This is a genomic window from Methanomassiliicoccales archaeon, assembly GCA_038850735.1.
Taxonomy (GTDB): Archaea; Thermoplasmatota; Thermoplasmata; order Methanomassiliicoccales; family JACIVX01; genus JACIVX01.
In genome coordinates this window covers 83,778-109,502 of record JAWCLO010000001.1, presented here as the reverse complement: position 1 = coordinate 109,502, position 25,725 = coordinate 83,778, and the positions used below count along the sequence as shown (strand labels likewise).

Below are 25,725 nucleotides of genomic sequence, written 5' to 3'. Positions count from 1 at the left end.
AGTTTTTAAGTCTTTCACAAAGCGATATGCCAGTGCCAGATGATGACATGGAATACAAGATGGTCATTGTGGTGAGAAAGGATCTCCGACTGTCGCCGGGAAAAATGGCGGTCCAAGTAGCCCATGCAGCGGTTAACTGCGCAATCCAGTCGATGAAAAAAAGACCTGAGTGGTTTGAGAAATGGTACGATGAAGGGCAGAAAAAGGTTGTTGTCAAAGTTGAAAATCTCAGTGAACTTTACGAAATAAAGGGCACAGCTGAAGCTATCGGGCTCATCACTTCCTTAGTCGTAGACGCAGGTTTGACGGAGCTTCCGCCGGGAACGACAACCTGCCTCGGCATAGGACCGGCTCCGGAAGAAACGCTGGACAAAGTGACTGGACACCTGGGGCTGGTGTGATTGAAGAACCAAATCCGTGTCTTGGGTATCGATGATTCGCCTTTCACATTTGGTACTTCCCGCGTTACAGTAATAGGCGTTGTAATGAGACTTCCATCGTACATCGAAGGGGTGACGAAGAGTGAGTGCGATATCGACGGCTCAGACGCGAATGACTCCGTCATCAGGATGATAATAAATTCAAGATTCAAGGAGCAGATTAAAATTATTCTCATCGACGGAATCGCCCTCGGTGGCTTCAACGTTATTGACCCTTCAATAATACATAAAGCAACGGGAATACCGTGCGCTACAATCACAAGAAAGAAGCCAGATCTAGATATGATGAAGAAAGCGCTGGTAAAACACTTTCCCGACTGGGAGCGACGTTTCGAAGTCATCACGCGCTTCTTCCCTAATCCCGTATCAATCGATCACAAACGGATCTTCGTGGCCGTAGACGGCATGGAATTCGAAGAGGCAACAAGCATCATTCGATCGTGCATCCTTCGCGGCAACATTCCCGAACCTATTAGAGTGGCCCATTTGATCGCCAGTGCGATTGTCCACGGCGAATCGAGAGGTCCCGCCTAAACTTTTTCCCTGAGAAGGGACTTGATCGCCATGAGAGTGTCTAGATTCTTTGCTTCAATATTTTCGATGATAACCTCGGAAGATCCGTTCCATAGGGGTAAGACTCTAACAGTCAAACCAGCCGCATCGAGATGTACATTGAGTCCAGTTTCTTGGGGATATCGCATGTACCGTTCACCAGATCGTTCCAGAAATTCTATGATGATCCTCTCGATGTGAAATGAGTTTGTGGCAAAAAAGCGCTTTTCAGATGAAAGAAAGCGCTCTTTGTATTTTGAATGCAGTGCGAGCAGAACTATCAGTACCGCAAGTAGGACAACGAGTACGACAGCGGTTGTCGGCTCATTTGGTTCCAGTCCTTTATATATTGACAAAAGGGAGATCGTGAAGATCGAAATGACGGTAATGTATATCATGCCTACCATACCAGTTATAATTTTTATCGGCATTACATTCGTAGACCAGCAATGGAAATGAAGATCGTGCAATTTTTTTGCTGGGACAAGCAGAAAAAGTGCTATAACAAGCGAGGTGCCAAATAACCACTGGACTGCAAGAGGAAAAATCAGATATGAATATAACATAATTGAAAACACTGAAGGTATTACTACCCCGAGCCAGAATTCAATAACTGTTTGCCACTTTTCCACCTGAGACTCATACTGACTTTCCGAAATCCCGATCATCCCATCCCATGCATTCAATTGGATTCCAGATATAAATTCATTTGCAGGACTCTTCGCCTCTTGATATTTTCGGCTTTATGATCAACAAACGCTACGTTTATCGCAACTCTAGTTCACTTTGAACCATCCTTAATCAGAAGATCGCCGATTAAAGAGCTACGAGTGTGAATTAAAAATAAGAAGAGAACATAACAAGGCTAGAATCTGAGAAAGCGCTCGTGAGTGCAATTCGCTCACCGGTCAAGTTATCCGCCCCAGATTCGCAATGGTCACAACAACCGATATCTTTTAATATCAAATTTAGAGTCTTGATGGTCTGAAAATACTGAGCGTCACCTAACGCTTAAATACGACGACCGTAATAGGGTCGCCGCCCCTGATAAAGAGGTGAAAGGTTGCCAAGTGGACTTTACACTGCAAGAAAATTGAAAGAAAATCGCAAGAAGTTCAGGTGGAGCGATAGCAGTTATAAGCGAAGAATGCTGCATCTAAAGGAGAAATCTGATCCGTTAGAGGGCGCACCGCAAGCAAGAGGCATAGTATTGGAAAAAGTCGGTATTGAGGCGAAGCAGCCCAACTCCGCAATCAGAAAATGTGTTAAAGTTCAACTGATCAAGAATGGCCGCCAGATAACGGCCTTTGCCGTTGGTGACGGTGCGATTAACTTTATTGATGAACATGATGAGGTTCTCGTCGAGGGAATTGGAGGGCGACTCGGAAGGTCTTATGGTGACATTCCTGGTGTAAGGTACAAAGTCATCAAGGTAAATAACGTCTCCCTTAGGGAACTCGTGAGAGGACGAAAGGAGAAGCCAGTGAGGTGATTGATTGCCCGAAGAATTGCAGCCAAATATCCAGACTCAACAGTCTAATCAGCAAGTGCTTGGAAAAAACGTGCTTCTTTTTGGGAGCTACGACATTCGCGACGTCATCATCAAAGACAGCGGTCTCGCCAAGTATATTGATCTCACGCCAGTTCTTGTTCCACACTCCGGGGGTAAGCATGCCAACAAATGGTTTGGAAAGTCGAAGGTCAACATCGTCGAGCGCCTCATAAACAACATGATGAGGACGGAGGACTTCACAGGGAAGAAAATGAAAGCATACACGACCGTGAAGAAAGCTTTCGCACTTGTCGCTGAGAAGACAAAGAAGAATCCTATTCAGGTATTGATTGAGGCAATCGAAAACGCGGCGCCTAGAGAGGAAATAACAAGGCTTCAGTTTGGAGGAATTTCTGTTCCCAAAGCCGTCGACATCTCGCCTTCGAGACGACTTGACATCGCATTAAGGAATATCGCTGTTGGCGCGATTACTGCGAGTTTCAAGAGTCCTAAGCCTATTGAAGAGTGCCTCGCAAATGAACTCATGCTCGCGTCCAAGGGCGATATGAACAGCTATTCGGTCGCTAAGAAAGAAGAGATTGAGCGCGTAGCTGCATCAGCGCGATGATCGAACATATCCAGAAAGTTTGACGTTTTGATTTCTATGGGGGAAATATATGGGTCGTAAAGAGGACAACATCAAGAAAGCCCAAAAGATAATGACGGATCCTAAGCACATTCGTAATATTGGCACGGCGGCACATATCGACCACGGAAAGACGACGCTCAGCGATAACTTGATCGCCGGTGCGGGCATGATGTCGGAGGAGCTCGCAGGTAAGCAGTTGCTCCTTGACTACGACGAACAGGAGCAGGCCCGCGGTATCACGATCAACGCCGCCAACGCCTCGATGGTCCATACTTTTGAAGGTGAGGAATATCTAATAAATCTGATCGATACGCCTGGTCACGTCGACTTTGGCGGTGATGTAACAAGGGCCATGCGTGCGCTTGATGGTGTGATCATTCTTGTATGCGCGGTAGAGGGCGTCATGCCGCAGACGGAAACCGTGATCAGACAGGCGCTAAAGGAGCGGGTTAGACCGATCCTTTTCATAAACAAGGTTGACAGACTCATCAATGAACTCAAAGTCACGCCCCAGCAAATGCAGCAGCGATTCGTCAACATCATCACAGAGGTCAACAGGCGAATCGCAAAGTACCTTCCCGAGCCTCTCAATAAGACCTGGCAGGTAAGAGTAGAAGACGGGAGCGTTGCCTTTGGATCTGCATTCAACAAATGGGCGATTTCCGTTCCCTTTATGAAGAAAAACAAGATCACATTCAACGACATTTATGAGTACTGCAAGAACAACGATCAGAAAACACTCTCGAAGAGATCGCCGCTCCATGAGGTACTGTTGGACGCGGTCATTCACCACATTCCCAATCCCCTCGAGGCACAGAAGATCAGGATACCAATTATTTGGAAGGGTGATCACGAGTCCGAAATAGGGAAGGCGATGCTGAGCTGCGATCCCAACGGTCCAACAGCGTTTATGGTGACTAAAATCATTATGGATCCCCACGCCGGCGAGGTCGCGGTCGGCCGTCTGTTCAGTGGCACGATCAAGAAGGGCGACGAGCTTTATGTAATAGGAATGCCTGATATCAACAGGGTTCAGACCGTTGCCCTCTCTGTGGGAGCTGACAGGATTCCCGTCGACTCGATTTCTGCTGGCAATATTGTAGCCGTCACGGGTTTAAAGGATGCAATTGCTGGTGCCACGATTTCCTCAATGAAAGACATGGAGCCTTTTGAAAAAATTGTACATTACAGCGAGCCTGTTGTAACGATTGCAGTTGAAGCGAAGCACATGAAGGATCTGCCCAAGCTCGTCGAAGTCCTTCGGACCGTTGCAAAAGCAGACCCATCAATTCAGGTAGAAATCAATCAGGAAACGGGAGAGCATCTTCTCTCCGGTATGGGAGAGCTTCACTTGGAAGTTACCCAGTATAGGATCATTAATGATTACAAGGTAGAGATTAAGGCCTCTAAGCCAATCGTCGTTTATAGGGAATGTGTAAAAGGCAAAGGAGGACCCTTTGAAGGAAAATCGCCGAACAAGCACAATCGGTTCTACATAGAAGTCGAACCGCTTGAAGAAGCTGTGGTTGAAGCGATTCGATCTGGAGAGATTCAAACTGAGGGAAGGATCAAGGATGCGAAGGCGCTCGCGAAGAAGCTTCAGGACCTCGGCATGGATAAGGAAGAATCGAAGGGAGTCGTGGCCTTCAAAGACACAAACGTTTTCCTCGACGTAACGAAGGGAATCCAGTACCTGCACGAAACGATTGAGCTGTGCAAGCAGGCGTTTGAGGAGGCTATGAATTTGGGGCCTTTAGCCCAGGAGAAGGTCATGGGTCTCAAGGTAAGGCTGGTCGATGCAAAACTCCATGAAGACAGCATTCACCGAGGCCCTGCTCAGGTCATACCAGCGACACGATCGGCGATATATGGTGCCATGTGTTTGGCCGAGCGAATACTGCTTGAACCAATTCAGAAGGTTTTCATCAACGTGCCGCAAGAATACATGGGAGATGCTGTCAGGGAACTGCAGTCTCGAAGAGGCATCATCGAGGATATTAAGCAGGAACAGGATGCAACGGTCATCGTGGCGAAGTGTCCTGTTGCCGAGATGTTCGGATTTGCGAGTGCAATCAGGAGCGCCACGCAAGGAAGGGCACTCTGGTCAACCGAGAATGCGGGATTTGTGCGTGTGCCGCCTGAATTGCAGCCAAAGATCGTGTCGGAAATCCGAACGAGAAAAGGATTGAAGCCAGAACCTTACGACGCATCGTATTATGCTGGCTGAATGGAAAAAGCGTTAAATATCAAGAACATTATGGAGACTCAGGACAAGATTCAAAATTGAATGCTTTACTGTAAAAAATGGAGGCAAGAACATGGCTGAAAAACCTCACATGAACTTGGTGTTCATTGGTCATGTCGATCACGGTAAATCGACGACTGTAGGACGATTGCTGCTCGACACTGGCCACATTGAACCGTATTTGATTGAGAAGTATCGTAAGATGGCTGAAGAAAAGGGAAAGGCGACTTTCGAATTTGCCTGGGTTATGGACAGCCTGAAGGAGGAGAGAGAACGCGGTCTGACGATCGACGTCTCTCACAAGAAGTTCAATACGGATAAGTATTACTTCACAGTCATCGACGCACCGGGCCACAGGGACTTCGTTAAGAACATGATCACAGGTACGAGCCAGGCGGATGCAGCGGTTATTGTGGTATCGGCTGCGGAAGGTCCGCAGGAACAGACGAAGGAACACATTTTCCTTGCAAGAACCCTAGGTGTGAACCAAGTCGTTGTTGCAATCAACAAAATGGATGCCACCAAGCCGCCGTATGATCAGAAGCGATATGAAGAGGTCAAGAATCAGGTGACGAACCTCCTGAAACTCGTAGGATATAAAGTTGAGAAAATTCAGTTTATTCCCATCAGCGCCTACAACGGGGATAATGTTGTCAAGCAGACGCCGAATCTCAGCTGGTTCAAAGGCCCGACGCTTGTTGAGGCATTGAATGCTTTGGAAGAACCTCCAAAGGCTATCAACCTGCCCCTAAGAATCCCGATTCAGGATGTATATTCGATCACAGGTATCGGTACTGTACCTGTGGGAAGGGTTGAGACAGGCGTGCTCAAGCCAGATACAAAGGTCATCTTCATGCCCTCAAACAAAGTGGGTGAAGTCAAAAGCATCGAAATGCACCACGAGCCTCTGCCGCAGGCGGTACCTGGCGATAACATTGGGTTCAACGTAAGGGGTATCGCGAAGACAGATATCAAGCGCGGCGACGTGGCTGGACCGGTTGATAATCCGCCAACAGTGGCAAAGAGTTTCACCGCGCAGATCATGGTACTCAACCATCCGTCGGTCATCACCGTCGGATACACTCCAGTGTTCCACTGCCACACTGCTCAGGTAGCATGCAGGTTCGTTGAGTTGCAGAAGAAGCTTGATCCGAGGACTGGCGCTGTGAAAGAAGAGAACCCGCAGTTCCTCAAGACTGGTGATGCAGCAATTGTGAAGGTCGAGCCTACAAAGCCAATGGTTATCGAAAGGGCTAAGGACTTCCCGCCACTCGGTCGATTTGCCATCAGGGACATGGGTATCACCGTTGCCGCTGGTGTGTGTATCGACGTCGAGAAGAAAGAAATGTAAACCCTTTTCCTTTTACATTTTAGGTGTTTTATATGGCACAGAGAGCAAGGATTTCATTGAGCGGCACTGATCCCAAAAAGGTGGACAGCGTCTGCAATCAGATCAAGGCGATCTCACAGCGAACAGGAGTGGCAATCCGAGGACCTATACCTCTTCCGACGAAGCGGCTTGTCGTGCCGTGCAGAAAATCGCCAGACGGCGAAGGATCGGAAACATGGGATCGTTGGGAGATGAGGATCCACAAGAGACTGATCGACCTCGATGCTGACGAAAGAGCGCTAAGGCAGCTCATGAGGATTCAAGTTCCTGACGGTGTCAACATTGAAATTGTCCTGCGATCCTGATTTGGTTCACTGTTGAAATAAAATCTTTTTTTTCCGTCAATTCGAATTCACGCATTTTTTATTGGTTCTATACGGTCAATTGATGGCCATTAAATTAATACTTTTTCGACTTGATTAAATCAGTAATTATTTGATCAAATAGAGGACATTTTGGTTTGGAGGAAGCATGGAGGTTCCTTATGGTGAGGTTCCTAGTCTGCATTCACCCAATAGAAATAAGTTCACCAGTTTACTCAAGATTACATCCAGTTTTAATCACCTATGGAAACAATAGTAGGAACTGAATGCAGCGTAGTCACGCACAAATGGAGATCATGAATCTAAGAATACTCTACATATCTCATGCCTGTGTTATGATCTTTTAGATACCTTATTCTAATTCTTCGACTATACAATTTTTGGGGAAAAACATGAGGAGCGATACAGTAAAGAAGGGTCTGGAAAAGGCGCCGAGCAGAGCGCTTTTCCGGGCGACTGGATTGGTTGACGATGATTTTTCGAAACCATTCATAGGGGTAGCGAATTCGTGGAATGAGGTCATTCCCGGTCATATTCACTTGAATAGGCTTCTTGAAGAGGTGAAAAAAGGAATAATTGAGGCTGGTGGGATCCCGTTCACCTTTGGTCTGCCCGGCGTTTGCGACGGCATCGCAATGGGCCACGATGGCATGCGCTTTGCACTGCCGTCGAGGGAAACGATATCCGATTGTGTCGAGCTCATGATTGAAGCGCACTGCTTCGATGGGTGGGTCGGCATCACAAATTGCGACAAGATCACGCCGGGCATGCTGATGGCCCTCGGCAGGCTTGATATTCCAGGTATCATTCTTACAGGCGGCCCCATGTTAGAAGGCTGCGCTGACGATGAAAAATACGATACGCAGAGCGTATTCGAGGTTCTCGGTGAGTACGCTGCCGGCAAGGCAGATGGTAGAAAAGTCGAAATTGTAGAGAAGTTCGCCTGTCCCGGAGAGGGGTCTTGTGCCGGTCTCTTTACGGCAAACACTATGGCGTGCCTTACAGAGGCTATGGGTTTTAGTCTCGTTGGTTGCGGCACGTCACTCGCGATCAGCAGGAAGAAAAGAGAAATCGCAAGGGAGACCGGGAGGAGAATTGTTGAATTAGTGCGCAAGGGTGTGAAGCCCAGCAAATTTGTAACAAAAGAAACTTTCATCAACGCGATCAAAGTCGATATGGCTATCGGTGGATCGACGAATACGACGCTGCACATCCCTGCGATCGCAGCCGAGTTTGGTTATGACATCCAGCTGAAAACATTTGACAAGGTTTCAAGGGAAATACCTCACATCATGAGCCTCAGGCCTAGCGGACCCTACTTCATGAGCGACTTTGAAAGAGCGGGAGGTGTGCCTGCCGTTCTCAAGAGGCTCAAGAGTAAACTTGCGGATGTCATGACGGTCTCCGGAAAGACGATCTATCAGATTGCCGATGAGGCGAGGATCTACGACTGCGAGGCGATCAGACCTATCACAAGGCCGTTTCACAGTGAAGGAGGAATTGCAGTGCTTTACGGCAATCTTGCTCCCGAAGGCTCGGTTGTGAAGCAGGCAGCTGTGAGTAAGAACATGTTGAAATTCAAAGGAAAAGCAAGGGTATTCGATTCGGAGCGCGATGCAATCGAGGCGATTTCGAAGGGAAAGATTGCAGAGGGGGATGTCGTCGTCATACGGTACGTTGGTCCAAAGGGAGGACCCGGGATGCCGGAGATGCTTTCACCAACGAGTCTGATTGCTGGCATGGGACTTTCAGAGAGTGTGGCCCTCATCACAGACGGGAGATTCTCTGGTGCCACGCGCGGACCCTGTATAGGACACGTAGCACCAGAAGCATACGAGAGAGGGCCGATTGCTGCTGTAAGGGATGGCGACGAAATCCTCATTGATATACCGAAAAGGAGGCTTGAACTCGTGGTTTCGGATGACGAAATCCAGAATCGATTGTCGAAAGCGCGCATCCCTGAGAAACAAGTGAGAGGCATTCTTATGAAGTATCGTCAGCTGGTATCTAGTGCGGCAAGGGGTGCTATATGCAAATGAGCAGTTTTGTATTCTCTATCTTTATTTATTTTTCAATTCTTGTGAGTCTTTTGATCTCGTCAACTAAGTATAGGGTCTAGAGCGAGCGAAATTTATATGAATAAATGAGATACTACGCCATTCCAGCGGGCCGATAGATCAGCCTGGAAGATCGTCTGCTTTGCAAGCAGGAGGCCGTGGGTTCAAATCCCACTCGGTCCACTCACAACGCTGGCTTTCTCAAAAAGTGCCCGATTTAGGGCACTTCTGTACTCAGCATACTTCTTCTGGGCTTCCGTTAAATGATCGGTGTTGATGCCTAAATAATGAAGAGTCGTCTTCGTATCCGAGTGCCCTAGCATCATCGCAATCTCCTCAATCGGCACTCCGGAGAAATACATCTGCCTTCCGCATGTCCTCCTGAGGTCGTGGTTCGACAGGGGAAAGCCTAGGCGCTTGCCCAGATGATCGAGAATCTTGTTGATTGCTGACTTCCTGTAAGGATGCAGCTTCCCTCCCCTTTCGTATATGAGCAGGTTCTCTGGGATTTTGACATCGGGGTTCTTCTTTTTCGCCTCTTCGATTTCTCTTTCCCTCAGCTCAAGGTATTCCGCTAGATACATCTCCGTCTCGGGATCCCAAGGGATGATCCTCGGCTTCCCTCCATTTCTACCCTTTTCAAGCACGTGGATGGTGTTTTGCCTTCCTCTGTAGAAGTCCTTTAGCTTTAGGTTCAGCACGCCGCACCTTCTCAATCCCAAATCGAGTTCGAGGTGCACGATGATCCTCTCGATGCCTCTCGCCTCCAATCTGACCAGAGCTGCCTGCTCGTCGGTCAACCAACGGATGTTCTTCGGAGAAATATCGCCATAGCCAAACCGCCATTTTGTGGACTCAGTGTTTCCAGACCACTTGAGAAAGGAGAGAAGGATCGATATCGCATTTTTCTTGTATCTTTCTCCCCCAGTAAGAAACTCGTCCTTTAGAAAGAGGATGTCTTCTCTTGTTACCTTTCTGGGATTAATTTCTCTGCCTGAGTCGTTCAGGGCTTGGAAGAGTTTATTTAATGTATATCTGTAGTCTCTGATTGTCACGGAGCTCCTGCCCCCTTCCGTGAGCTCGCTGAGATACTTTTCAATATCGCTGCGGAGGAGTCTCAATTTCGTCGGCATAAGGCTCCTCCATCACTGAAGTAGGGGTTGCCGGTATAAAAGGCATGCTGAGGCACTGCGTTATTATTTATTTCTAGTTCTTTATACTATTATTGATATATGCACCGAAAGTACACTGCTGCCCTACCCCCCTACAAAGGTAACAAGGTAACACTTTTGACATCTGGATCAGGTGTTACCTTTGTGTTACCTTCGTCAAAGGTAACATCAATGGTAACACCGAATTTGCTGCAGTTGTTCTTAAATACGCTGTGAAAGTGCTTTCTGGTGAAATATGTCCTGTTCCTGCTTCCCTTTCTTAACTCAAAGCCAAGCGTTCTGAGTAATTGTCCGACCCTTTTGTGCGTCAGATGGTATTCTCTGCCTTCATTTACCTTTTCTGTCACTTCAGAGACAGTTATCGAAGATGGATCAAGCTTTTGATCAATTGAGGCGAGCAACTTCTCCTTAATGACCTCACAAAGCGCATAGAATACGTCAGCTTCTGTTGTCTCTTTCAAAGCTTCTTTTGAAGCCTCTTGAGCTTCTTCAATGAGGGAGAGGATTGCTTCTTCATTATCCTCGTTCGTGCAGAGTGATAAAAGAGTGGCTGCCATGTCTATTGACCTTGGGTCCAATGACGTATTATTGACTTCCTTTGATTCAACACTAGTCTTGCCGGTAAGGAATGCGAAACGCAAACCAAGGAGCATACTCTTGATTTTGCTGATTTCTTCCAGGTCGAAGTTCTTTTTCTCGGGTTTCCCCTCGCTCATTGGAATGAGAATGCTTCTATTCTGCAGATCCTCTGGGATATTGAGGTCTTTAGTTGCTACTGCCATAAATGAGAAGACTCGGAACCTCTGCACTTTTCCTCCGTCGTTGTTTACCCTTGCTACACTGCCTCCCCTTGTGAAGCCCTTTTCGTAGATCCATTCGAGTTCTTTCTTTCTTTCATCGTTGATCCTTTGCCACGAATCAATGCAGATCGTTGGGTGGTATTCTTCTATATCTCTATAGAGCGCTGCAACGCTCGGATTGGTGTAATCATGTCCCCTGTAGCACATGGCGCTTAGGAATCTGATAAGTTGGGTTTTTCCCGAGCGAGTAGGGGCATAAATGAGCAACCTCGGGGCGTGATTAAATGCTTCGTGAACCCAGGTGCACATGATAAAATGTGCTACCAGAGTGTAATATCTGCTGTCATTTAGTACAATATAGTCATTCATGCATCTCTGGATGTCCCTTTGCAACATGAAGAGATCTATATCTTCATCAACCCCTGAAGGGAGCGGCGTATCTGCTGTTTCCCAAAAAATATTCTTCTCGTAGTTTAGCAGGAGCGTTTGAAATTTGATATCCTTTTCTTCAGTGGCTTGTTCTTTCCATTTTCTTAAACTTTTCCTTTCCACATACTTAACCTGAGAGTTTGAAAAGACTATCGCAAGGTACACCTCTCCGTTCTCTCTGTATGGCTCGATGTCGAGGATCTCAGCACTCGGCATCTTCCTCCTCCTTTATTACAAGATGCTTGGCACTGATCCGATAATACACTGTTCGGACGCCTTCAACCTCGAAGATTTTCCTCTTTAACAGAGGAATAACTTCGATTGGCACTCGCAAAACAAGCCCAAAAGAAACATCCGTTTTCATGTCTTCTTCTCTCATATTTTATCATTCCTGAGAGTCAAGGTTTCAGATGCCTCGACTTCTCAATGATATATATAATGCACAATATAGTGCACAAACGAGTTACAGGATATGCTGGCTGTCAAGATGTTGAAGAAGCATTATTTATATTTTTCTCATCAGCTTTTACTTGTTCAAAAATCACTTTTATCGTCGATGGCCCTTCGGCGCCGGAATATACTTTGTAAATAAGCTTTAGGCATTCGAGCCTTAAAGCCGCCCACCGATAAGCCATTTTTTCGTTATTATTTGTAAGCGCATTGTTGAAGAGTGTTTCATACTCGGATAGCTGTTTCTTGAGCTCTGAATCTGCAAATTCTCGGGAAATTTCTTTTTTTAGCTGAGAAACTTGCGGAAAAATTGAAAATCTCGTCTGCCTCTTCAGAAATCTTCCTACTTGGCTCACACTTAAGCCAAATTGATCTGCTATTTCTTGGTAAGTCTTTCCAAGAAGCCTCATGTTGATTATTTCGTCTTGAAGTCCCCGCTGTCTGATTTCGCTTTTCATTTGCTATCAATAATATATATAATGCATCAATTATACGACAACCATCGTTTATAAAGTACCTGGAAATGCTACGGAATATACACTGAAATATAATGGTTATTATGTCACAATGATGAAACGAGACGATTCATTGTTATAAAATTGATCCAATTAAAAGAAATTGGTAATCTTTCGGATTGTTGACCATATGAAAGTCTTGATAAGAAAAGAGGATTGAAAATTGTCGAATTGATACGCTTACAATTCACATATTCCTAGTCTTAATAATGGCTTTTGTCCCATAATTTTATTGTGTTACCTTTTATATAAATAATCCAGATATCGGAAACTGTTACCTTTCAAACAAAGGTAACACAAAGGTAACACCTGATCCAGATGTCAAAAGTGTTACCTTGTTACCTTTGTTAAGGAGTAGTTTCCACGATATGACGGGATTGATTTGTATGTATTCCGATATGAAGGGGATTCGATCTCCTCCACAGCGAGGTGCCCGATTTAGGGCACTTTTAGCCTCTATCCAGTTGTTTTCAGAGTAAGAAATCCCACTCGGTCCACTCACAACGCTGGCTTTTTCCATTCATCCTAAAAAGTTGAATTGTGAATAAGTATATAAAAGAAAGAAAATTCGAGGTGTTTGAATCAAAGTTACAAATATCTTTTCTTGTTGCATTTCTACAATCGAATTACTTTGAAATTCTTACAAAAAAGTCTCCAGCTTGAGGAGAGTGATCGTCAAATCTTAAGCACTGATTGAAATAGAGTTCACGGCAAATTTTCAAAAGACTATTAAGAAGCAAGTTGAAAATTATAATATGCTCACTAAATGCTTATCAAATTTGACGAAGGTTTCTTGAAATCAGCCTAAAAAAATGTTTTATGATGACTTTTTGGATCAAATCTAGTGGGCTGGTTGGACATTTGAATGATTGCATTTCATTTTACAATTAGGAGTGCCTAGTCCAGCATTGAATCAAGCATCATCATGACGATGAAGCCAATGATCAGTCCAAACGTGGCCTGCCTTTCAAACCCCTTTCTGTGACTTTCAGGTATCATCTCATCGCTGACAACAAAAATCATTGCTCCGGCTGCAAAGGCAAGTGCCAACGGCAGTATAAAATGAAAGATTGTTACTAAACCAGCGCCCAGAACTCCTCCAATGGGCTCAACGAGACCTGTTAGTGTGCTATATCCGATCGCTCTAATTTTGCTGTAACCCATTCCCACCAATGGCAATGCAACTGCTAAACCCTCTGGCATATTTTGTAAACCGATTGCTGTTGCAACTTCAATACCTGTCGCAACCCCTTCTCCCCCAAAACTCACGCCTACTGCAAGCCCTTCTGGGAAGTTGTGTATCGTCATCGCTAATATGAGAAGCCACACGCCTGCAATTCTTGCAGGACTTCCTTCGTTTCCGATGATTGCATGAGTGTGAGGAATGAAGCGATCTGCTAGGTGAAGTACAAGCGCTCCAATGATTATTCCTAATATGGCAATCCCAACTCCTCCGAAATCTATTGCTGGAATAAGGAGGCTGAAGAACGTAGCAGCAAGCATGATGCCTGCGGAAAGTCCAAGCATCACATCGAGCATCCTATCTGAGAGTTTCCGAATAAACAATATGGGCAGGGCGCCTGCTCCTGTTGCTAGGCCTGCTAGAAAGCTGCCGATTGATCCAAGGAAGATTGCTTCTGCACCTAACGTCAACAGATACCTATATTTATCTAGTTTTCTTAAAATACCATTTAAATCATGTATAAATTATAAATTATATATTGAAAATTCATCTAACCTATTTCAATTTTCGAATAAAAACTTTGAGAGTGATAGACTTTCAATCTAAATTTTGCGGGTATCTTTATTTAGATTGAATTAATTTCTTTTGCTTTTCGTATTTCAGAATTAGATTGCACTGTCGCGAGAAGACCATCGAGTGTTCTCTAACCTCTGCCATATTAATCATGCCTTTAGGGATTCAGTTATGCGGGAAGAGTCTCACATTGACGTACCTTTCCAATGTCCTCTTGAATGCTTCTTTTTCAAGGGTAACTCTTTTTAGATTCTCGTCATTGAAAACCGATGTGCATTTATAGAGACAGCTTTGAATTATCACTTTCCTGAAGCTCGATAGGAGCTCTTGTACCCAATGGCTATTAGATCTCTGCGTTTCCCTTACTGGGTATTTGATACAGGACTGAGTTTGCTCTTCATTTTCAAATCCTTGGCTATTAACTCCAAGACACGGTCTTTTTGAATACACCTTTTAGAAAAATCTAGTAAGAGGATTTCTTTTTGAAAAGCCTTAGAAGTACGTCATTCGTTAGGTGTCCGCATTTGAAGCGCCCCTCTATAACACTTACCCTGTTCTTTCCTTCAAAAGATCGACGGCTCTATGCCTAGATAGACTGACTGCGAAGTAAAATTCTTTTTTTAGAGTTATCGATTAGGGCGTGAAAAGTAACAATCAGGGGTTTGGACACATTTCCAAAATTCTAAATTCATTAGAGTTCTTTTCTCAAGGTGAACATGAGTATTAGAACTGTCCTAGCTATTAAGTTGGTGAAACGTTTCTTCAAAAAGCGCTTTTTACTCGCAAAATTAACAAAGTTTCCTGTTTTTGGTCGAATGATCGAATTTGCATTCTTTGAAGACGACGACATAATCATTCTCCCGATGGAAAGTGCGCTCGCAAAGAATCGGGAACCATCAAGGAAGATCAGCTTGAATATTGCGGTCGAGCTAGAATCGATAGTCCTTCCATCCAAGATCATCGAGCACTTCATAGAAAAATCGCGGTACCACTTTATCATGAATCATTGCATCTGTAGGGAATCCAACAGCTGTAAAGATTATCCGCACGAGCTGGGTTGCATATTCCTCGGAAGGGGCGTCTTGAAAATTGACAGCCGATTGGGAAGACTGGCAACGAAGGAAGAAGCGCTTGAGCACCTGAGAAAATGTAGGGAAGCTGGTCTTGTGCATTTGATAGGCCGAAATAAAATCGATGCTATGGTGTTTTCGAACAGTCCCAAGGAGGATCTTCTTTCGATTTGCAGTTGCTGTCCGTGCTGCTGTCTGTGGAAGATGATACCATACCTTTCGAATAAGATAGGCAGCACGGTCACAAGAATGCCTGGTATACGCGTCGAGGTCGAGCAGAATCTCTGCACTGGGTGTGGTCGATGCGTATCGAAGCAAATTTGTTTTGTTAATGCAATAAAAATACAAGGAGAGAGAGCATCAATAAATCAAAACCTCTGCAAAGGCTGTGCAAGGTGCGTTGAATTCTGCACGCATAGGGCGATGAAGCTTGTTATCGAGGACGAAAATTTCATGAAATCCTCGATTGAAAGGATCGCGCCACTCGTCGATATCAACGCAGAATGAAATATACAGAATACACTGGGAGCACTGTTTCTGCGTAGGCTGAGGTTATAGAACTCATGTCATCTTGACAGCTCTATTGAGAACGCGATTTTCATAATTTTAGTGTAAAGCAAAAACCGTTCCGATGCATGCGGCGAAATCTTCAGTATTGGTTTCAAATTTCCTCATGACATATTCGCTGGATTTGCCCAAAAAACACGCTCGCATCGTAAGAAGACAATAAGGAATAGGCTAAATTGGTGAGCAATTAACTTATATCATTTGCTTCCTTACACCTCTATTATCAGAAGGGTTGCAGGGAGAAATCAATAAATGCAAATGTGGCCGGAGAGATTTCGAAAGCGGGATCACGTCATGCACATCTTCCGAAGCAAATTTGAGTCGATCGAGTCTCTCTCTGATTTGATTGATTTCACGCCTGATGATGAAATTATCGTTTATGTGACCGACTTGGATATTGAGAGAGAAATCGAGCAATGCAAGAATACAAAAACACGTCGCAGCATAGAAGATGGCCTCGATGAACGAAAGCTGCGAGCTTTGCCGTCATTTGCCACCTACTGTCCTGACGAACATTTTGAAATAGACCGCATGTTGAGGTTTTGGGAAGAACTGAGTATAAAACTCAGCAATAATGGTTATCGTGGCGCAACGGTTGTCGGTGATATCTCCTGGCTCAGCGATTACCCTTCGTTTTTTGATTCATTTGTTCGCTATGAATGCGCGATCGATCTGCGTGGAGTGCCTGATAATCTGAGGATCATGTGTCAATATGATTCAAAGCTCTTTTCTGAGGATCAGCTGGACCGGCTCGCTAGAGTTCATCAGTTATTACTTCAAGGAGGGATTCTTGAAAGAAGGTGCTGGGTGATCTCAAGGAAGCTGGGAAATTTTCAATTATCCCCATCTCCTTCTGGCGATTTCTCGAGGCCGATTGTTAGAATCTGAGGATTTATAATCCGATACCTTCGAACTTTAAACTGGAATGGTTCACAGATCTTGATAGAGTCTGTGGATTTCTCTGGAATTACAGACCCAATTCGGTGAGGACTTTATTTCAATTCTTCATCTTTCTTGCAATTCTCCATTAGAGATTATTTATAATCTCCAGATGATTTCGGAAATAATGGCATTAGATCTAGAATTCATTTTACAAAGGGTCAGGGAACTTGCATTCAAGTACGAAAAAGAAAACAGGGGATGTGCCCAGGCCTGTCTCGCCGCTCTTCAAGACGTGATGGGCGTAAGGGATGACAATGTCTTCAGATCTGCGAGCGGCCTTTCAGGTGGCGCTGGTTTGACAACGCTAGGTTCCTGTGGGGCGCTTTCAGGCGGTGTGATGGCTATAGGGCTGTTCTTTGGCAGGGAAAGGGCGGAATTCAAAGATCCCGAGAAGAAGCGTATGATCGCTTACCGCCTTTCGAAAGAGTTAAGCGAAAAATTCATTGAGAGGTACGGAAGCGTGGTCTGCAGGGAAATCCAGAAGAATTACCTTGGTAGGAGCTACAACCTCTGGAGTCCGGAAGACTACATTTCGTTTGACAAGGTCGCGTATCAGGGAAATAAATGTCCCGAATTGGTGGCACAGGCAGCAGTGTGGGCTGCTAGAATCATACTCGACGAGCTGGAAAGGACAGGAAAGACGAAGATTATCGAAGCGATTTATGAAAACGCACGGCGGATTCAGTAGCCTCCATAGTCCGTCCATCACAGACCGGGATATCTAACGATTGGCTTCAGCACTACGATTGTCTCAATATTCCTGAAGCCTAAAGGTTTTATTTTCTTTTCAATGAGGTCTGCAAGCTCCCTGTTATCTTTTGCCCTCATCCTTATCATGACTCTTCTTTCCCCCGAGACGTTGAGTATCTCTATCACGTTTTCAATGGAAAAAAGCGAAGAGACCGCCGCCGGGTAATTTGTAGGGTCAATATCGGCAGCGATAATGGCATCGGCCGTGATACCGAGTCGCTCGTAATCTACTATCGCTGCATACCCCAAAATGATCCTCATCTCCTCCAAGCGCTTGATCCTGTCTCTTATAGTAGAAGGTGATCGATTCAGTATCTTGCCGATCTCCTCGCACGTGATCTTAGCATTTTTCTGCAGTAATCGCAGTATTTCCCTGTCGAGATCGTCTTCCATGTAGGTCATTGGAATATTGCCCGATGCGTAAATATATTTTTCAGCATGAATGAAGTCCCAAGGCGAGAGAAGTCACAAAAGCGGATCCGAGTGTTTTCTTGCCAAGAAATCATCGACAATCTTCTGATGGTCGAATGCAAGTTCTGGAAGATTGTTGATCGGTAAGAGTTCGACTGCACTAGCATCATCACCTGATTTGAGTTCACCCCCCACCTTCTGGAGGTGAAAAACGATAGAAATGAAGTGTCCGCGCGGATCACGACTGGGATCGGAATACACGCCGAGGATTTCAAGGATCCTCGTTTTGAGTCCGGTCTCCTCCAACAACTCTCTCACGACGCAGTGTTCAACTGTCTCGCCATATTCAACAATGCCGCCCGGTAGTGCGAACTTCCCCTTGAACGGCTCCTTCCCCCTCCTTACCAAAAGAATTTTTCCATCGATGACCACAATTCCATCTGTGGCAATAGTAGGTTTCTTGTATAGCATTTTGAGCTGCTCCTCGAAAAGCTTTTTCTGGAGATCGTATTGCTCGAGTAGCTTTTCCCCCTCTGGCGTCAGCTTCGAAACCCCGCCTTCGAGACCCCCTCTTTCAGAAACAACGACCTTTGCACCGAGTGCATCCTCTATTTTCTTGATCGCACCCCATGCATGCCTGTAGGACATTTTCATTTCTGTAGCAGCCTTTGAAAGAGATCCGCACTCCTTCACCAGACGCAGCAGTTTCGCTCGTCCATCGCTCAAGAGAAAATGACCGCCCTTTTTCAGCCAGATCCTGTAATCAACCTCGTAATCCAAACGACCACCATTGCGAAGAAATTTCGTGTCATGATAGATTAAAGCTTCTGTAGTAATTTACCTCCCCTGTGGCTGTCAAACGAAAGAAGATCCCAACGATACTGCAGTCAAAGGAGCTGCTCGACAAGGCCTTTAAGCGAGCTTCGAAAGTGCAAAAGAAAGGAACGAATAGACTCGATGCTGCGAGAAAAACTGCAATCTCGAAAGTTTCTGCAGCCGGCGACATTATCGCCACCAGCCTTGAGAAGTACGTGAAGGCATTCCCCAGCCTTTCGAGGAGCAGCGAGTTCGATATGGAACTCATAGATGTCATCCTGGGCATCGACGCACTGAAAAAGTCTCTAGGAGGACTCAACTGGGCTTCACAAAAGACGCTAGAACTTGAAAAGGAGTATAAGAACAGAATTAGCAAGGCAGCAGCGATTGACGATGTTTCTAGGTTGAGAAGGGAGTTTTACGGGAGGCTGTCCTCGCTTGTTAGGCAGATTGACGCAGATTTGAGATTCATCGGCTATGCAAGGGACAAATTGAAAGAGATCCCTGAGGTGGATTCATCTATCCCTACCGCCGTAGTGGCAGGCTTTCCCAATGTAGGAAAGAGCCAGCTCGTTGAAAGAATCTCAAGCGCGAAGCCAAAGATTGCGCCTTATCCTTTTACAACGCAGGGGATAGGCATTGGTCATTTTGAGGCCGGCAGGCGGAGGTATCAGGTGATCGACACACCGGGGTTGCTCGACAGGAAACTCGAAGATCGCAATAAGATAGAGTTGCAGGCTATACTAGCGCTTAAGCATCTCGCAGACGTCATTATCTTCCTTATCGATCCCACAGAAACATCTGGTTACGCGCTCGAAAGCCAGCTCGCTTTGTTAGAATCTGTGAAAATGAGTTTTTCTGGAATCCCGATGATCGAGGTGGAGAACAAATCCGATATTTTGAAAACGGACAGCCCCAGATTGAAGATTTCGGCGCTCACGGGTGAAGGTGTCGAGGAATTGGTTAGAGTCCTTGTCGATATGCTGAGCAGATCTGGCGATGCGAATGCGGTTGACTCGATAGTTATTTAGTCGGAAATGCCATGCTTTGAAAGAGAAGGGGGACGATGAAAGAAGTCGCCTGTAGCGAGGAAATGAAAAGGTATTTTGAGCATTTAGCAGGCGAACTTGACCGGTGCTATGCCCTTGCAAGGAAGGCAAGGGCGAGAGGTCTTGATCCTGAGACTTATGTCGAAATACCAAGGGCTGACGACCTTGCGATGAGAGTGGAGAAACTTCTCGCCTCATGGGATGTTGAAGGCGTTGCTGAAAAGATCAGAACATTGAGCAGAAACCACGATCGGGAGGAAGTTTCTCTCCTCCTTGCAAAAGAAATTGCCAGCAATCCCGCCAAATCAAGAGAAGATGCGATTGATAGGGCTATCAGGGTCGGGCTCGCCGTGCTTACTGAAGGAATCCTCGTTGCTCCGCTTGAGGGAATTGCTGGTGTGAAAATCGGTCGAAATCCAGACGGAAGCGAGTATCTCACTATTTCTTTTGCCGGTCCTATACGATCAGCTGGCGGAACGGGTCAGGCTCTCAGCGTCCTCATCGGCGATGTCGTGCGACGAGAACTCGGCATCGGAAAATACAAGCCGACTCATGGGGAAGTCCAGCGGTTCAAGGAAGAAATACCGCTTTACAAGCAGTGCCAGCACCTGCAGTATACGCCTACGAATGAGGAGATCGAACTCATCGTTAAAAACTGCCCCGTTTGTATCGATGGTGAGGGCACAGAGGATGTTGAAATCTCAGGATATCGGGATCTCCCGAGGGTTCAGACGAATAAGGTAAGAGGAGGTGCGTGCCTCGTTATCGCCGAAGGTCTTTGCCTTAAGGCGCCAAAAATACAGAAGCACGTGAAGCGGTTGGGAATTGATGGATGGGAATTCATTAATGAATATCTTGAACTCCGAAAAAAATCAGCGCAGGACTCTGAAGTTGCAGGCGTCGCGCCAGATTATAAGTATCTCAAAGACATCGTAGCAGGAAGGCCGGTACTATCGCATCCTTCCAGGATCGGCGGATTTCGATTGAGGTACGGTAGGGGGAGGACGACAGGTCTGGCTGCCGTAGGACTGAATCCAGCCACCATGTATGCTCTCGATGAATTCATTGCCGTGGGGACGCAAATCAAGCTTGAGAGACCGGGAAAGGCTGGCGCGGTTACCCCCTGTGATTCAATCGAAGGACCGATTCTTCTCCTAGATAATGGCGATCTCGTGCAAGTCAACTCTCTTGAGGAATTTGAAATCGTCCGCGGAAAGATAAAGGAAATCGTCGATCTTGGCGAGATACTCATTTCATTCGGCGAGTTTGTTGAAAACAACCACGTCCTTGTGCCTGGGTCCTACTCTCTTGAGTGGTACCGCGAGGAATTGAAAAAGGCAGCTGGCGTGCTTCCCGATAACTGGAAGGATCCAAACTTCAAGGAATCGATTGAACTCTCAAAAAAATTCAACGTACCCCTCCATCCCAAGTACAATCTTTTCTGGTCAGATATTGAGTTGGATGAATTGAAAGATCTTAGATCGTATGTATTAGCCCATGCCAGGTGGGCCGACGGTCATCTCTACATTGAAAATGATTCAAAAGCAAAGCTGACGCTCGAAAAATTAGGTGCGCTTCACAGAATTGTCGGCTCTGCGATCGTGCTTGAAAAGTATGCGGAACCCCTGCTCCTTGGATTGGGACTTGCCCATGAGGGAGAAAAGATCGTAGTGGGTGCACCATTTGATGGTCGCAGTGCCATCGAAGCAGTTTCGGCGGCTATGGGGATCGCTGTACGGCCGAGAGCCGTTACCCGCATTGGTGCCAGAATGGCAAGACCAGAAAAAGCGAAAGAGAGAAAGATGCGTCCACCACCCCACGTGCTCTTTCCTCTCGGGCAGAGCGGCGGAATGCAGCGGCTGGTGAATGAGGCCATATCAGAGGGAGAAATCGAGGTCGAAGCTGGTATCAGGCAGTGCAAAACCTGTGGGAAAAAAACACTACTGTGCGCGTGCGAGTGTGGATCTCATACGGTTCCAATAGAGGAACCTCGTCTCCAGCGCGTCGATATCTCTAAACTCGTGAAGGATGCAATGGAACGCCTTGGAGAACGGAGCTTGCCAGAAATCAAGGCTGTCCAAGGCATGATATCGAAGAACAAGACCCCTGAAGCCCTCGAAAAGGGAATACTGAGGGCGAAGTATGATGTGTGTGTATTCAAAGATGGTACGATCAGATTTGACATGACAGACGTACCGCTGACGCACTTCAGACCTCGGGAAATTGGACTGAGCGTTGAGAGAGCAAGGGAACTTGGTTATGTAAAAGATGTATTCGGAAATGAGCTCATCGATGCCTCGCAGTTGTGTGAACTGAAAGTCCAGGACATAATACCTTCAAACTCATGCGGCGACTACCTTGTCCGGGTTGCGCAGTTCATCGACGAGCTTTTGCAGAAGCATTATGGTCTTGCGCCTTTTTACAATGTGAGCAACCGCGGGGAACTGATAGGGCATCTGGCAATGGGTCTTGCGCCTCATACTTCTGGTGGTGTGCTCTGCAGGATCATCGGCTTCACGGATACGAATGTGGGTTATGGTCATCCGTTCTTCCACGCAGCAAAGAGGAGAAATGCCGACGGCGACGAGGACAGTTGCATTCTGCTGCTTGATGCGCTCATCAACTTTTCGCGCTCTTATCTCCCTGACAGAAGGGGAGGTCTTATGGATGCGCCTCTTGTTCTTACAACACGCATCGATCCGAACGAGATCGACAAAGAAGCGCACAACATTGATGTTGCTTGGTCGTATCCTTTAGAATTCTTTGAGGCGTCGACGAGTTTCAAGCATCCAAAAGAATTGCAAGAGATGATGGACCTCGTGGCAAAGAGGATAGGTTCAGTTCTTCAGTACGAAGGCTTTGGGTTCACTCATGATACAACCGACATTTCCGCGGGCCCAAAAGATTCCTCTTACAAGACGCTCGAAACGATGATCGACAAGATGAACGCACAGATTGAACTTGCGAAGAAAATCAGAGCCGTTGATGAAACTGATGTTGTGTATAGAGTGATAACACGGCATTTCTTGCCGGACATGATAGGCAATCTCAACAGTTTTTCAGGGCAGCGCCTTCGGTGCACAAAATGTAATGCGAATTATAGGCGCATGCCGCTGAAGGGGAAATGCTACTGCGGTGCTAACCTTACCCTCACCGTTCACGAAAAGGGCATCAAGAAATACTTGGAGATCACAAAGGAAATAGGCAACAGGTTCGGACTGCCGTCGTACACATTGCAGCGCATAGCCCTCATTGAACATTCGATCAACTCGCTCTTTGAAAACGATAAAGTGAAAAAGTGCACACTGGCTGATTTCATGTAATTTTTGAGGCGAGTAAAACTCAGGACTCGATCGATGAGACGAGCTCCCTGAAGTCTTCGAACTTCTTCTCGAGGATCTTGAGAGCAGTTATCAGCGTTTTCTCAGCACTGAGCGATCCATCTGTCTCAAATTCAAACAGGAACTTTTCGGTATTTCCTTTGACCGTCAGAGCTTTGTTCGAGCAAGCCTCGACGCAGGCCATGCAGAGAATGCACGCTTCCGCATCTTCAACGACAGTCTTTCCGTCTTTCTTGCCGAAACAACGGCGAGGACACACATCGACGCAGGCGTCTTCGTTCTCGCATTTGTTGTAGTCTATGGTGATTTCAGGGTAGTACTTGTATGCCACGCCGTTCGTCACCTGCCACTTTGCATGCTGCTTCGCCGTTCCAAGCTGCGCAGACGCGTATACTAGAAGCGCCTGCCCAGGACCGAGCTTCACTATAGGAATAAGCTCATCCTTCACTCTGAGTTCATTTCCGCCCAGCGGCTCCAGGTCGCCCGAATACACCTCGCACGGTCCTTTTTTATTCAACGAGTACATGATCGTGCAGCTGGGGCACCCTTCTCCACCGCATGAACACTTGTCGCGGAAAGTGAAAAGATCGAGGTCAGTTGGTACGGGTACCATGCCAAGCCTATGAGCTATGATTTCATCAAAGAGGGGGCTAACACTTTCGTATTCATTTCCCTCTTCGTCCATGATCGGCCCCAGGTGGAATTCAACCGTATCAATCGCCATTTTTGGAATTTCCGAAATAAGGCATCTTCTCAGTGCATTTGCCACTTCTGGATTTGCACCAGAGAGAATAAATTTTGCTTTAGTTTCTGTTAATTCAAGGATCTTAATTTCCATAGTCCGACGCCTCTAAACACGCCTTCCCCTTCGTCCGCCCTTCTTCTTCGTACCGTCATGCGGTATGGGGGTAACATCCTCAATTCGGCCTATTTTAAGTCCTGCCCTTGCCAGCGCTCTAATGGCAGCCTGCGCACCGGGTCCGGGAGACAACGACTTATTACCACCAGGGGCTCTGACCTTGACATGGATCCCTTCTATTCCCTTTTCTTTTGCAATCTCAGCAACGCGTTCGGCAGCCCTCATCGCCGCGTATGGCGACGCCTCATCTTTGGCCGCCTTGACGACCATTCCGCCTGAGCACTTCGTAATCGTTTCCGCACCTGTTATATCTGTAAGCGTAATGATGATGTTGTTGTAGCTTGCGAAAATATGCGCAATTCCCCACTTGCCCATCACTCAGCCTCCTCTTCCTTTTCAACATCAAGTTCCTCGAGATCCGGCACGCTTTCTTCAAGAACCTCAACAACTTCCTTAACCTTGAGGATCTTCGTCGGTACCTTAGGCTTCTCTGGCGCTTTCTCGGGAACCTTTTCTTCCTTGGTTTTCTTCTTCAGAACCCTCATTGGATGCATATCATTTGCAAGCGGAGAAGCAGGGTTGAATTCGATCTTCTCCTCCTCTCCCCTTTTCACGATGTAACCTGGAATCGTGACCTTTCTACCATTGACAAATATATGCCCATGGACGATAAATTGTCTAGCCTGCTCCATGGTATTTGCCAGTCCTTTATTGTATACAAGCGTCTGGAGACGCCTGTTGAGGACAGACTCTGCTGTTAGACCGAGAACATCATCAAGAGTTGCACCGCTCATTGGCAAAAGACCCATCTTAGCGCATCTCGCCATGAGATTCTGCGTTTCGATCTTCGCCTGCTCTTCTCCAAATCTAAGCCTTGCCTGCAAATTCCTAGATTGCCTTCGAAGATTCCTGACGATTGACTTTGCCTTCCAGATTTCCCTCTTGTTCTTCAATCCGTAATTCCTGGCAAGCTCAGTCTCCTCCCTAATTCTATCAGCTTTCCAGGGATGTGAAGGCGTATCATAAGTTCTACGAGGAAATTTCGGATCGCCCATTGAAACACCTACTTCTTATCAGATTTTTCCTTTTCTGAGCTTCCGGCCTTTGCTGGCTGCGCCTTCTGCCTGCTCACACCAAGCGTAAGACCAGTCCTTCCGTTCGACCTGGTGCGTTGCCCCCTGACTTTCTGCCCCATTTCGTGTCTGATGCCCTTGTAGCATCTGATCATTTTCATCCTGTTGATGTCGTCTTTCCTATAAAGTTCAAGATCTGTGCCCACCAGGTGAATGTCAAGACCAGTTTCAAAATCGTGAGGCCTATTGACAGCCCAACTCGGTACAATATCTGCGTAGTTCTCGAGCAATTTTGCAATTTCTTCGATTTTTGAATCGGGTAGGCTGCCTATTTTCTCAACTCTACTCACACCAGCTTTCCTTGCGATGATCTCAGCTACTCGATTTCCAACGCCCTTAATTCTTTGGAGCGCTATAACCACTCCCTTGTTTCCATCAAGGTCAGTGTTTGCTAAACGAACAATGTATTTGAAATCGCCTTTTGCTGCTGTTTGCATTTCACTCGTTTCGACCAATCTGCCTACCTCCGTTTCTTTCAATCACATTATCACTACGCGGAGCAAGTCCCCTACACGCA

Annotated in this window: 26 protein-coding genes and 1 tRNA gene; 14 read left to right on the top strand and 13 right to left on the bottom strand. The window is 46.3% G+C overall.

The window, feature by feature from the left end:
- Nucleotides 1–32 precede the first annotated feature (32 nt).
- A complete protein-coding gene (gene pth2, locus QW087_00490) occupies nucleotides 33–401 on the top strand; it encodes a peptidyl-tRNA hydrolase Pth2 (GenBank protein ID MEM2943211.1) in 369 nt (122 codons plus the stop codon).
- On the top strand, nucleotides 402–974 hold the full coding sequence (locus QW087_00485) for a DUF99 family protein (protein MEM2943210.1): 573 nt from the start codon (nucleotides 402–404) through the stop codon (nucleotides 972–974).
- Here the strand turns inward: QW087_00485 and QW087_00480 are convergent.
- Nucleotides 971–1,660, bottom strand: coding sequence for a hypothetical protein (locus QW087_00480; protein ID MEM2943209.1), 690 nt, complete (start codon nucleotides 1,658–1,660; stop codon nucleotides 971–973). The genes QW087_00485 and QW087_00480 overlap by 4 nt on opposite strands.
- A 395-nt stretch (nucleotides 1,661–2,055) precedes the next feature.
- Here QW087_00480 and QW087_00475 point away from each other — a divergent pair, with 395 nt between their 5' ends.
- The 7 genes from QW087_00475 (at nucleotide 2,056) to QW087_00445 (ending at nucleotide 9,331) form a co-directional block, all read left to right on the top strand.
- Nucleotides 2,056–2,484 (top strand): 30S ribosomal protein S12, encoded by a 429-nt coding sequence (locus QW087_00475; protein MEM2943208.1) that lies wholly within the window; start codon nucleotides 2,056–2,058, stop codon nucleotides 2,482–2,484.
- A 4-nt stretch (nucleotides 2,485–2,488) separates the two neighbouring features.
- Nucleotides 2,489–3,112 (top strand): 30S ribosomal protein S7, encoded by a 624-nt coding sequence (locus QW087_00470; protein ID MEM2943207.1) that lies wholly within the window; start codon nucleotides 2,489–2,491, stop codon nucleotides 3,110–3,112.
- Nucleotides 3,113–3,161: 49 nt separating this feature from the next.
- Complete coding sequence (locus tag QW087_00465) at nucleotides 3,162–5,360, top strand: elongation factor EF-2 (GenBank protein ID MEM2943206.1); 2,199 nt, start codon at nucleotides 3,162–3,164, stop codon at nucleotides 5,358–5,360.
- A 91-nt stretch (nucleotides 5,361–5,451) separates the two neighbouring features.
- Nucleotides 5,452–6,729: a translation elongation factor EF-1 subunit alpha gene (gene tuf, locus QW087_00460; GenBank protein MEM2943205.1), complete on the top strand. Its 1,278-nt coding sequence runs from the start codon at nucleotides 5,452–5,454 to the stop codon at nucleotides 6,727–6,729.
- A gap of 32 nt (nucleotides 6,730–6,761) precedes the next feature.
- Nucleotides 6,762–7,073 (top strand): 30S ribosomal protein S10, encoded by a 312-nt coding sequence (gene rpsJ / locus QW087_00455; protein MEM2943204.1) that lies wholly within the window; start codon nucleotides 6,762–6,764, stop codon nucleotides 7,071–7,073.
- A gap of 410 nt (nucleotides 7,074–7,483) precedes the next feature.
- The gene (gene ilvD / locus QW087_00450) at nucleotides 7,484–9,130 is read left to right on the top strand and encodes a dihydroxy-acid dehydratase (protein MEM2943203.1); all 1,647 of its coding nucleotides are present in this window, start codon (nucleotides 7,484–7,486) and stop codon (nucleotides 9,128–9,130) included.
- A gap of 127 nt (nucleotides 9,131–9,257) precedes the next feature.
- Nucleotides 9,258–9,331: transfer RNA gene (locus tag QW087_00445), tRNA-Ala, on the top strand.
- Here QW087_00445 and QW087_00440 read toward each other — a convergent pair.
- The 6 genes from QW087_00440 to QW087_00415 form a co-directional block, all read right to left on the bottom strand.
- Nucleotides 9,313–10,281, bottom strand: a complete 969-nt coding sequence (locus QW087_00440; GenBank protein MEM2943202.1) for a site-specific integrase — start codon at nucleotides 10,279–10,281, stop codon at nucleotides 9,313–9,315. The two genes, QW087_00445 and QW087_00440, sit on opposite strands and share 19 nt — an antisense overlap.
- Nucleotides 10,282–10,412: 131 nt before the next feature.
- A complete protein-coding gene (locus QW087_00435) occupies nucleotides 10,413–11,765 on the bottom strand; it encodes a hypothetical protein (protein ID MEM2943201.1) in 1,353 nt (450 codons plus the stop codon).
- Nucleotides 11,752–11,913, bottom strand: coding sequence for a hypothetical protein (locus QW087_00430; GenBank protein MEM2943200.1), 162 nt, complete (start codon nucleotides 11,911–11,913; stop codon nucleotides 11,752–11,754). Before QW087_00430 ends, QW087_00435 begins: the two co-directional genes overlap by 14 nt.
- Nucleotides 11,914–12,031: 118 nt before the next feature.
- Nucleotides 12,032–12,457 carry a helix-turn-helix domain-containing protein gene (locus tag QW087_00425; protein ID MEM2943199.1) on the bottom strand — a complete coding sequence of 142 codons (426 nt, stop codon included), beginning with the start codon at nucleotides 12,455–12,457 and terminating at the stop codon, nucleotides 12,032–12,034.
- 331 nt (nucleotides 12,458–12,788) lie between these two features.
- A complete protein-coding gene (locus QW087_00420) occupies nucleotides 12,789–13,034 on the bottom strand; it encodes a hypothetical protein (protein MEM2943198.1) in 246 nt (81 codons plus the stop codon).
- A 377-nt stretch (nucleotides 13,035–13,411) separates the two neighbouring features.
- Nucleotides 13,412–14,167: a ZIP family metal transporter gene (locus tag QW087_00415; GenBank protein MEM2943197.1), complete on the bottom strand. Its 756-nt coding sequence runs from the start codon at nucleotides 14,165–14,167 to the stop codon at nucleotides 13,412–13,414.
- Between the two features lie 819 nt (nucleotides 14,168–14,986).
- Here QW087_00415 and QW087_00410 point away from each other — a divergent pair.
- The 3 genes from QW087_00410 (at nucleotide 14,987) to QW087_00400 (ending at nucleotide 17,537) form a co-directional block, all read left to right on the top strand.
- Nucleotides 14,987–15,847 (top strand): hypothetical protein, encoded by an 861-nt coding sequence (locus QW087_00410; protein ID MEM2943196.1) that lies wholly within the window; start codon nucleotides 14,987–14,989, stop codon nucleotides 15,845–15,847.
- Nucleotides 15,848–16,159: 312 nt separating this feature from the next.
- Nucleotides 16,160–16,795 (top strand): MEDS domain-containing protein, encoded by a 636-nt coding sequence (locus tag QW087_00405; GenBank protein ID MEM2943195.1) that lies wholly within the window; start codon nucleotides 16,160–16,162, stop codon nucleotides 16,793–16,795.
- Between the two features lie 178 nt (nucleotides 16,796–16,973).
- Nucleotides 16,974–17,537 (top strand): C-GCAxxG-C-C family protein, encoded by a 564-nt coding sequence (locus tag QW087_00400; protein ID MEM2943194.1) that lies wholly within the window; start codon nucleotides 16,974–16,976, stop codon nucleotides 17,535–17,537.
- Between the two features lie 17 nt (nucleotides 17,538–17,554).
- On the opposite strand, the gene QW087_00395 is transcribed toward QW087_00400, so the two are convergent.
- Nucleotides 17,555–17,992 (bottom strand): Lrp/AsnC family transcriptional regulator, encoded by a 438-nt coding sequence (locus tag QW087_00395; GenBank protein MEM2943193.1) that lies wholly within the window; start codon nucleotides 17,990–17,992, stop codon nucleotides 17,555–17,557.
- 72 nt (nucleotides 17,993–18,064) lie between these two features.
- Nucleotides 18,065–18,790: an NUDIX domain-containing protein gene (locus QW087_00390; GenBank protein MEM2943192.1), complete on the bottom strand. Its 726-nt coding sequence runs from the start codon at nucleotides 18,788–18,790 to the stop codon at nucleotides 18,065–18,067.
- Between the two features lie 68 nt (nucleotides 18,791–18,858).
- On the opposite strand from QW087_00390, the gene QW087_00385 reads away from it, so the two are divergent.
- Together QW087_00385 and QW087_00380 are read left to right on the top strand one after the other, a co-directional pair.
- Nucleotides 18,859–19,857 carry a GTPase gene (locus tag QW087_00385; protein MEM2943191.1) on the top strand — a complete coding sequence of 333 codons (999 nt, stop codon included), beginning with the start codon at nucleotides 18,859–18,861 and terminating at the stop codon, nucleotides 19,855–19,857.
- A 35-nt stretch (nucleotides 19,858–19,892) separates the two neighbouring features.
- A complete protein-coding gene (locus QW087_00380) occupies nucleotides 19,893–23,198 on the top strand; it encodes a DNA polymerase II large subunit (protein MEM2943190.1) in 3,306 nt (1,101 codons plus the stop codon).
- A gap of 19 nt (nucleotides 23,199–23,217) precedes the next feature.
- Here the strand turns inward: QW087_00380 and QW087_00375 are convergent, their stop codons facing one another.
- The 4 genes from QW087_00375 to QW087_00360 are packed head-to-tail and all read right to left on the bottom strand — an operon-like array spanning nucleotide 23,218 to nucleotide 25,687.
- Nucleotides 23,218–24,054, bottom strand: coding sequence for a DNA-directed RNA polymerase subunit D (locus tag QW087_00375; GenBank protein ID MEM2943189.1), 837 nt, complete (start codon nucleotides 24,052–24,054; stop codon nucleotides 23,218–23,220).
- Nucleotides 24,055–24,066: 12 nt separating this feature from the next.
- Nucleotides 24,067–24,450 (bottom strand): 30S ribosomal protein S11, encoded by a 384-nt coding sequence (locus tag QW087_00370; protein MEM2943188.1) that lies wholly within the window; start codon nucleotides 24,448–24,450, stop codon nucleotides 24,067–24,069.
- Nucleotides 24,450–25,130 carry a 30S ribosomal protein S4 gene (locus tag QW087_00365; protein MEM2943187.1) on the bottom strand — a complete coding sequence of 227 codons (681 nt, stop codon included), beginning with the start codon at nucleotides 25,128–25,130 and terminating at the stop codon, nucleotides 24,450–24,452. The genes QW087_00370 and QW087_00365 overlap by 1 nt, the downstream gene beginning before the upstream one ends.
- A gap of 8 nt (nucleotides 25,131–25,138) precedes the next feature.
- Nucleotides 25,139–25,687: a 30S ribosomal protein S13 gene (locus QW087_00360; GenBank protein MEM2943186.1), complete on the bottom strand. Its 549-nt coding sequence runs from the start codon at nucleotides 25,685–25,687 to the stop codon at nucleotides 25,139–25,141.
- Nucleotides 25,688–25,725: the final 38 nt, after the last annotated feature.

Excerpts from the sequence above, each read along its gene's own strand:
- QW087_00425 (MEM2943199.1), bottom strand. The coding sequence starts at position 12,457 with ATGAAAAGCGAAATCAGACAGCGGGGACTTCAAGACGAAATAATCAAC.
- QW087_00375 (MEM2943189.1), bottom strand. The coding sequence starts at position 24,054 with ATGGAAATTAAGATCCTTGAATTAACAGAAACTAAAGCAAAATTTATT.
- QW087_00370 (MEM2943188.1), bottom strand. The coding sequence starts at position 24,450 with ATGGGCAAGTGGGGAATTGCGCATATTTTCGCAAGCTACAACAACATC.
- QW087_00480 (MEM2943209.1), bottom strand. The coding sequence starts at position 1,660 with ATGATCGGGATTTCGGAAAGTCAGTATGAGTCTCAGGTGGAAAAGTGG.
- QW087_00435 (MEM2943201.1), bottom strand. The coding sequence starts at position 11,765 with ATGCCGAGTGCTGAGATCCTCGACATCGAGCCATACAGAGAGAACGGA.
- tuf (MEM2943205.1), top strand. The coding sequence starts at position 5,452 with ATGGCTGAAAAACCTCACATGAACTTGGTGTTCATTGGTCATGTCGAT.
- QW087_00405 (MEM2943195.1), top strand. The coding sequence starts at position 16,160 with ATGCAAATGTGGCCGGAGAGATTTCGAAAGCGGGATCACGTCATGCAC.
- QW087_00365 (MEM2943187.1), bottom strand. The coding sequence starts at position 25,130 with ATGGGCGATCCGAAATTTCCTCGTAGAACTTATGATACGCCTTCACAT.
- QW087_00395 (MEM2943193.1), bottom strand. The coding sequence starts at position 17,992 with ATGGAAGACGATCTCGACAGGGAAATACTGCGATTACTGCAGAAAAAT.
- QW087_00440 (MEM2943202.1), bottom strand. The coding sequence starts at position 10,281 with ATGCCGACGAAATTGAGACTCCTCCGCAGCGATATTGAAAAGTATCTC.
- QW087_00420 (MEM2943198.1), bottom strand. The coding sequence starts at position 13,034 with ATGGAAAAAGCCAGCGTTGTGAGTGGACCGAGTGGGATTTCTTACTCT.
- rpsJ (MEM2943204.1), top strand. The coding sequence starts at position 6,762 with ATGGCACAGAGAGCAAGGATTTCATTGAGCGGCACTGATCCCAAAAAG.
- ilvD (MEM2943203.1), top strand. The coding sequence starts at position 7,484 with ATGAGGAGCGATACAGTAAAGAAGGGTCTGGAAAAGGCGCCGAGCAGA.
- QW087_00410 (MEM2943196.1), top strand. The coding sequence starts at position 14,987 with ATGAGTATTAGAACTGTCCTAGCTATTAAGTTGGTGAAACGTTTCTTC.
- QW087_00465 (MEM2943206.1), top strand. The coding sequence starts at position 3,162 with ATGGGTCGTAAAGAGGACAACATCAAGAAAGCCCAAAAGATAATGACG.
- QW087_00400 (MEM2943194.1), top strand. The coding sequence starts at position 16,974 with ATGGCATTAGATCTAGAATTCATTTTACAAAGGGTCAGGGAACTTGCA.
- QW087_00430 (MEM2943200.1), bottom strand. The coding sequence starts at position 11,913 with ATGAAAACGGATGTTTCTTTTGGGCTTGTTTTGCGAGTGCCAATCGAA.
- QW087_00380 (MEM2943190.1), top strand. The coding sequence starts at position 19,893 with ATGAAAGAAGTCGCCTGTAGCGAGGAAATGAAAAGGTATTTTGAGCAT.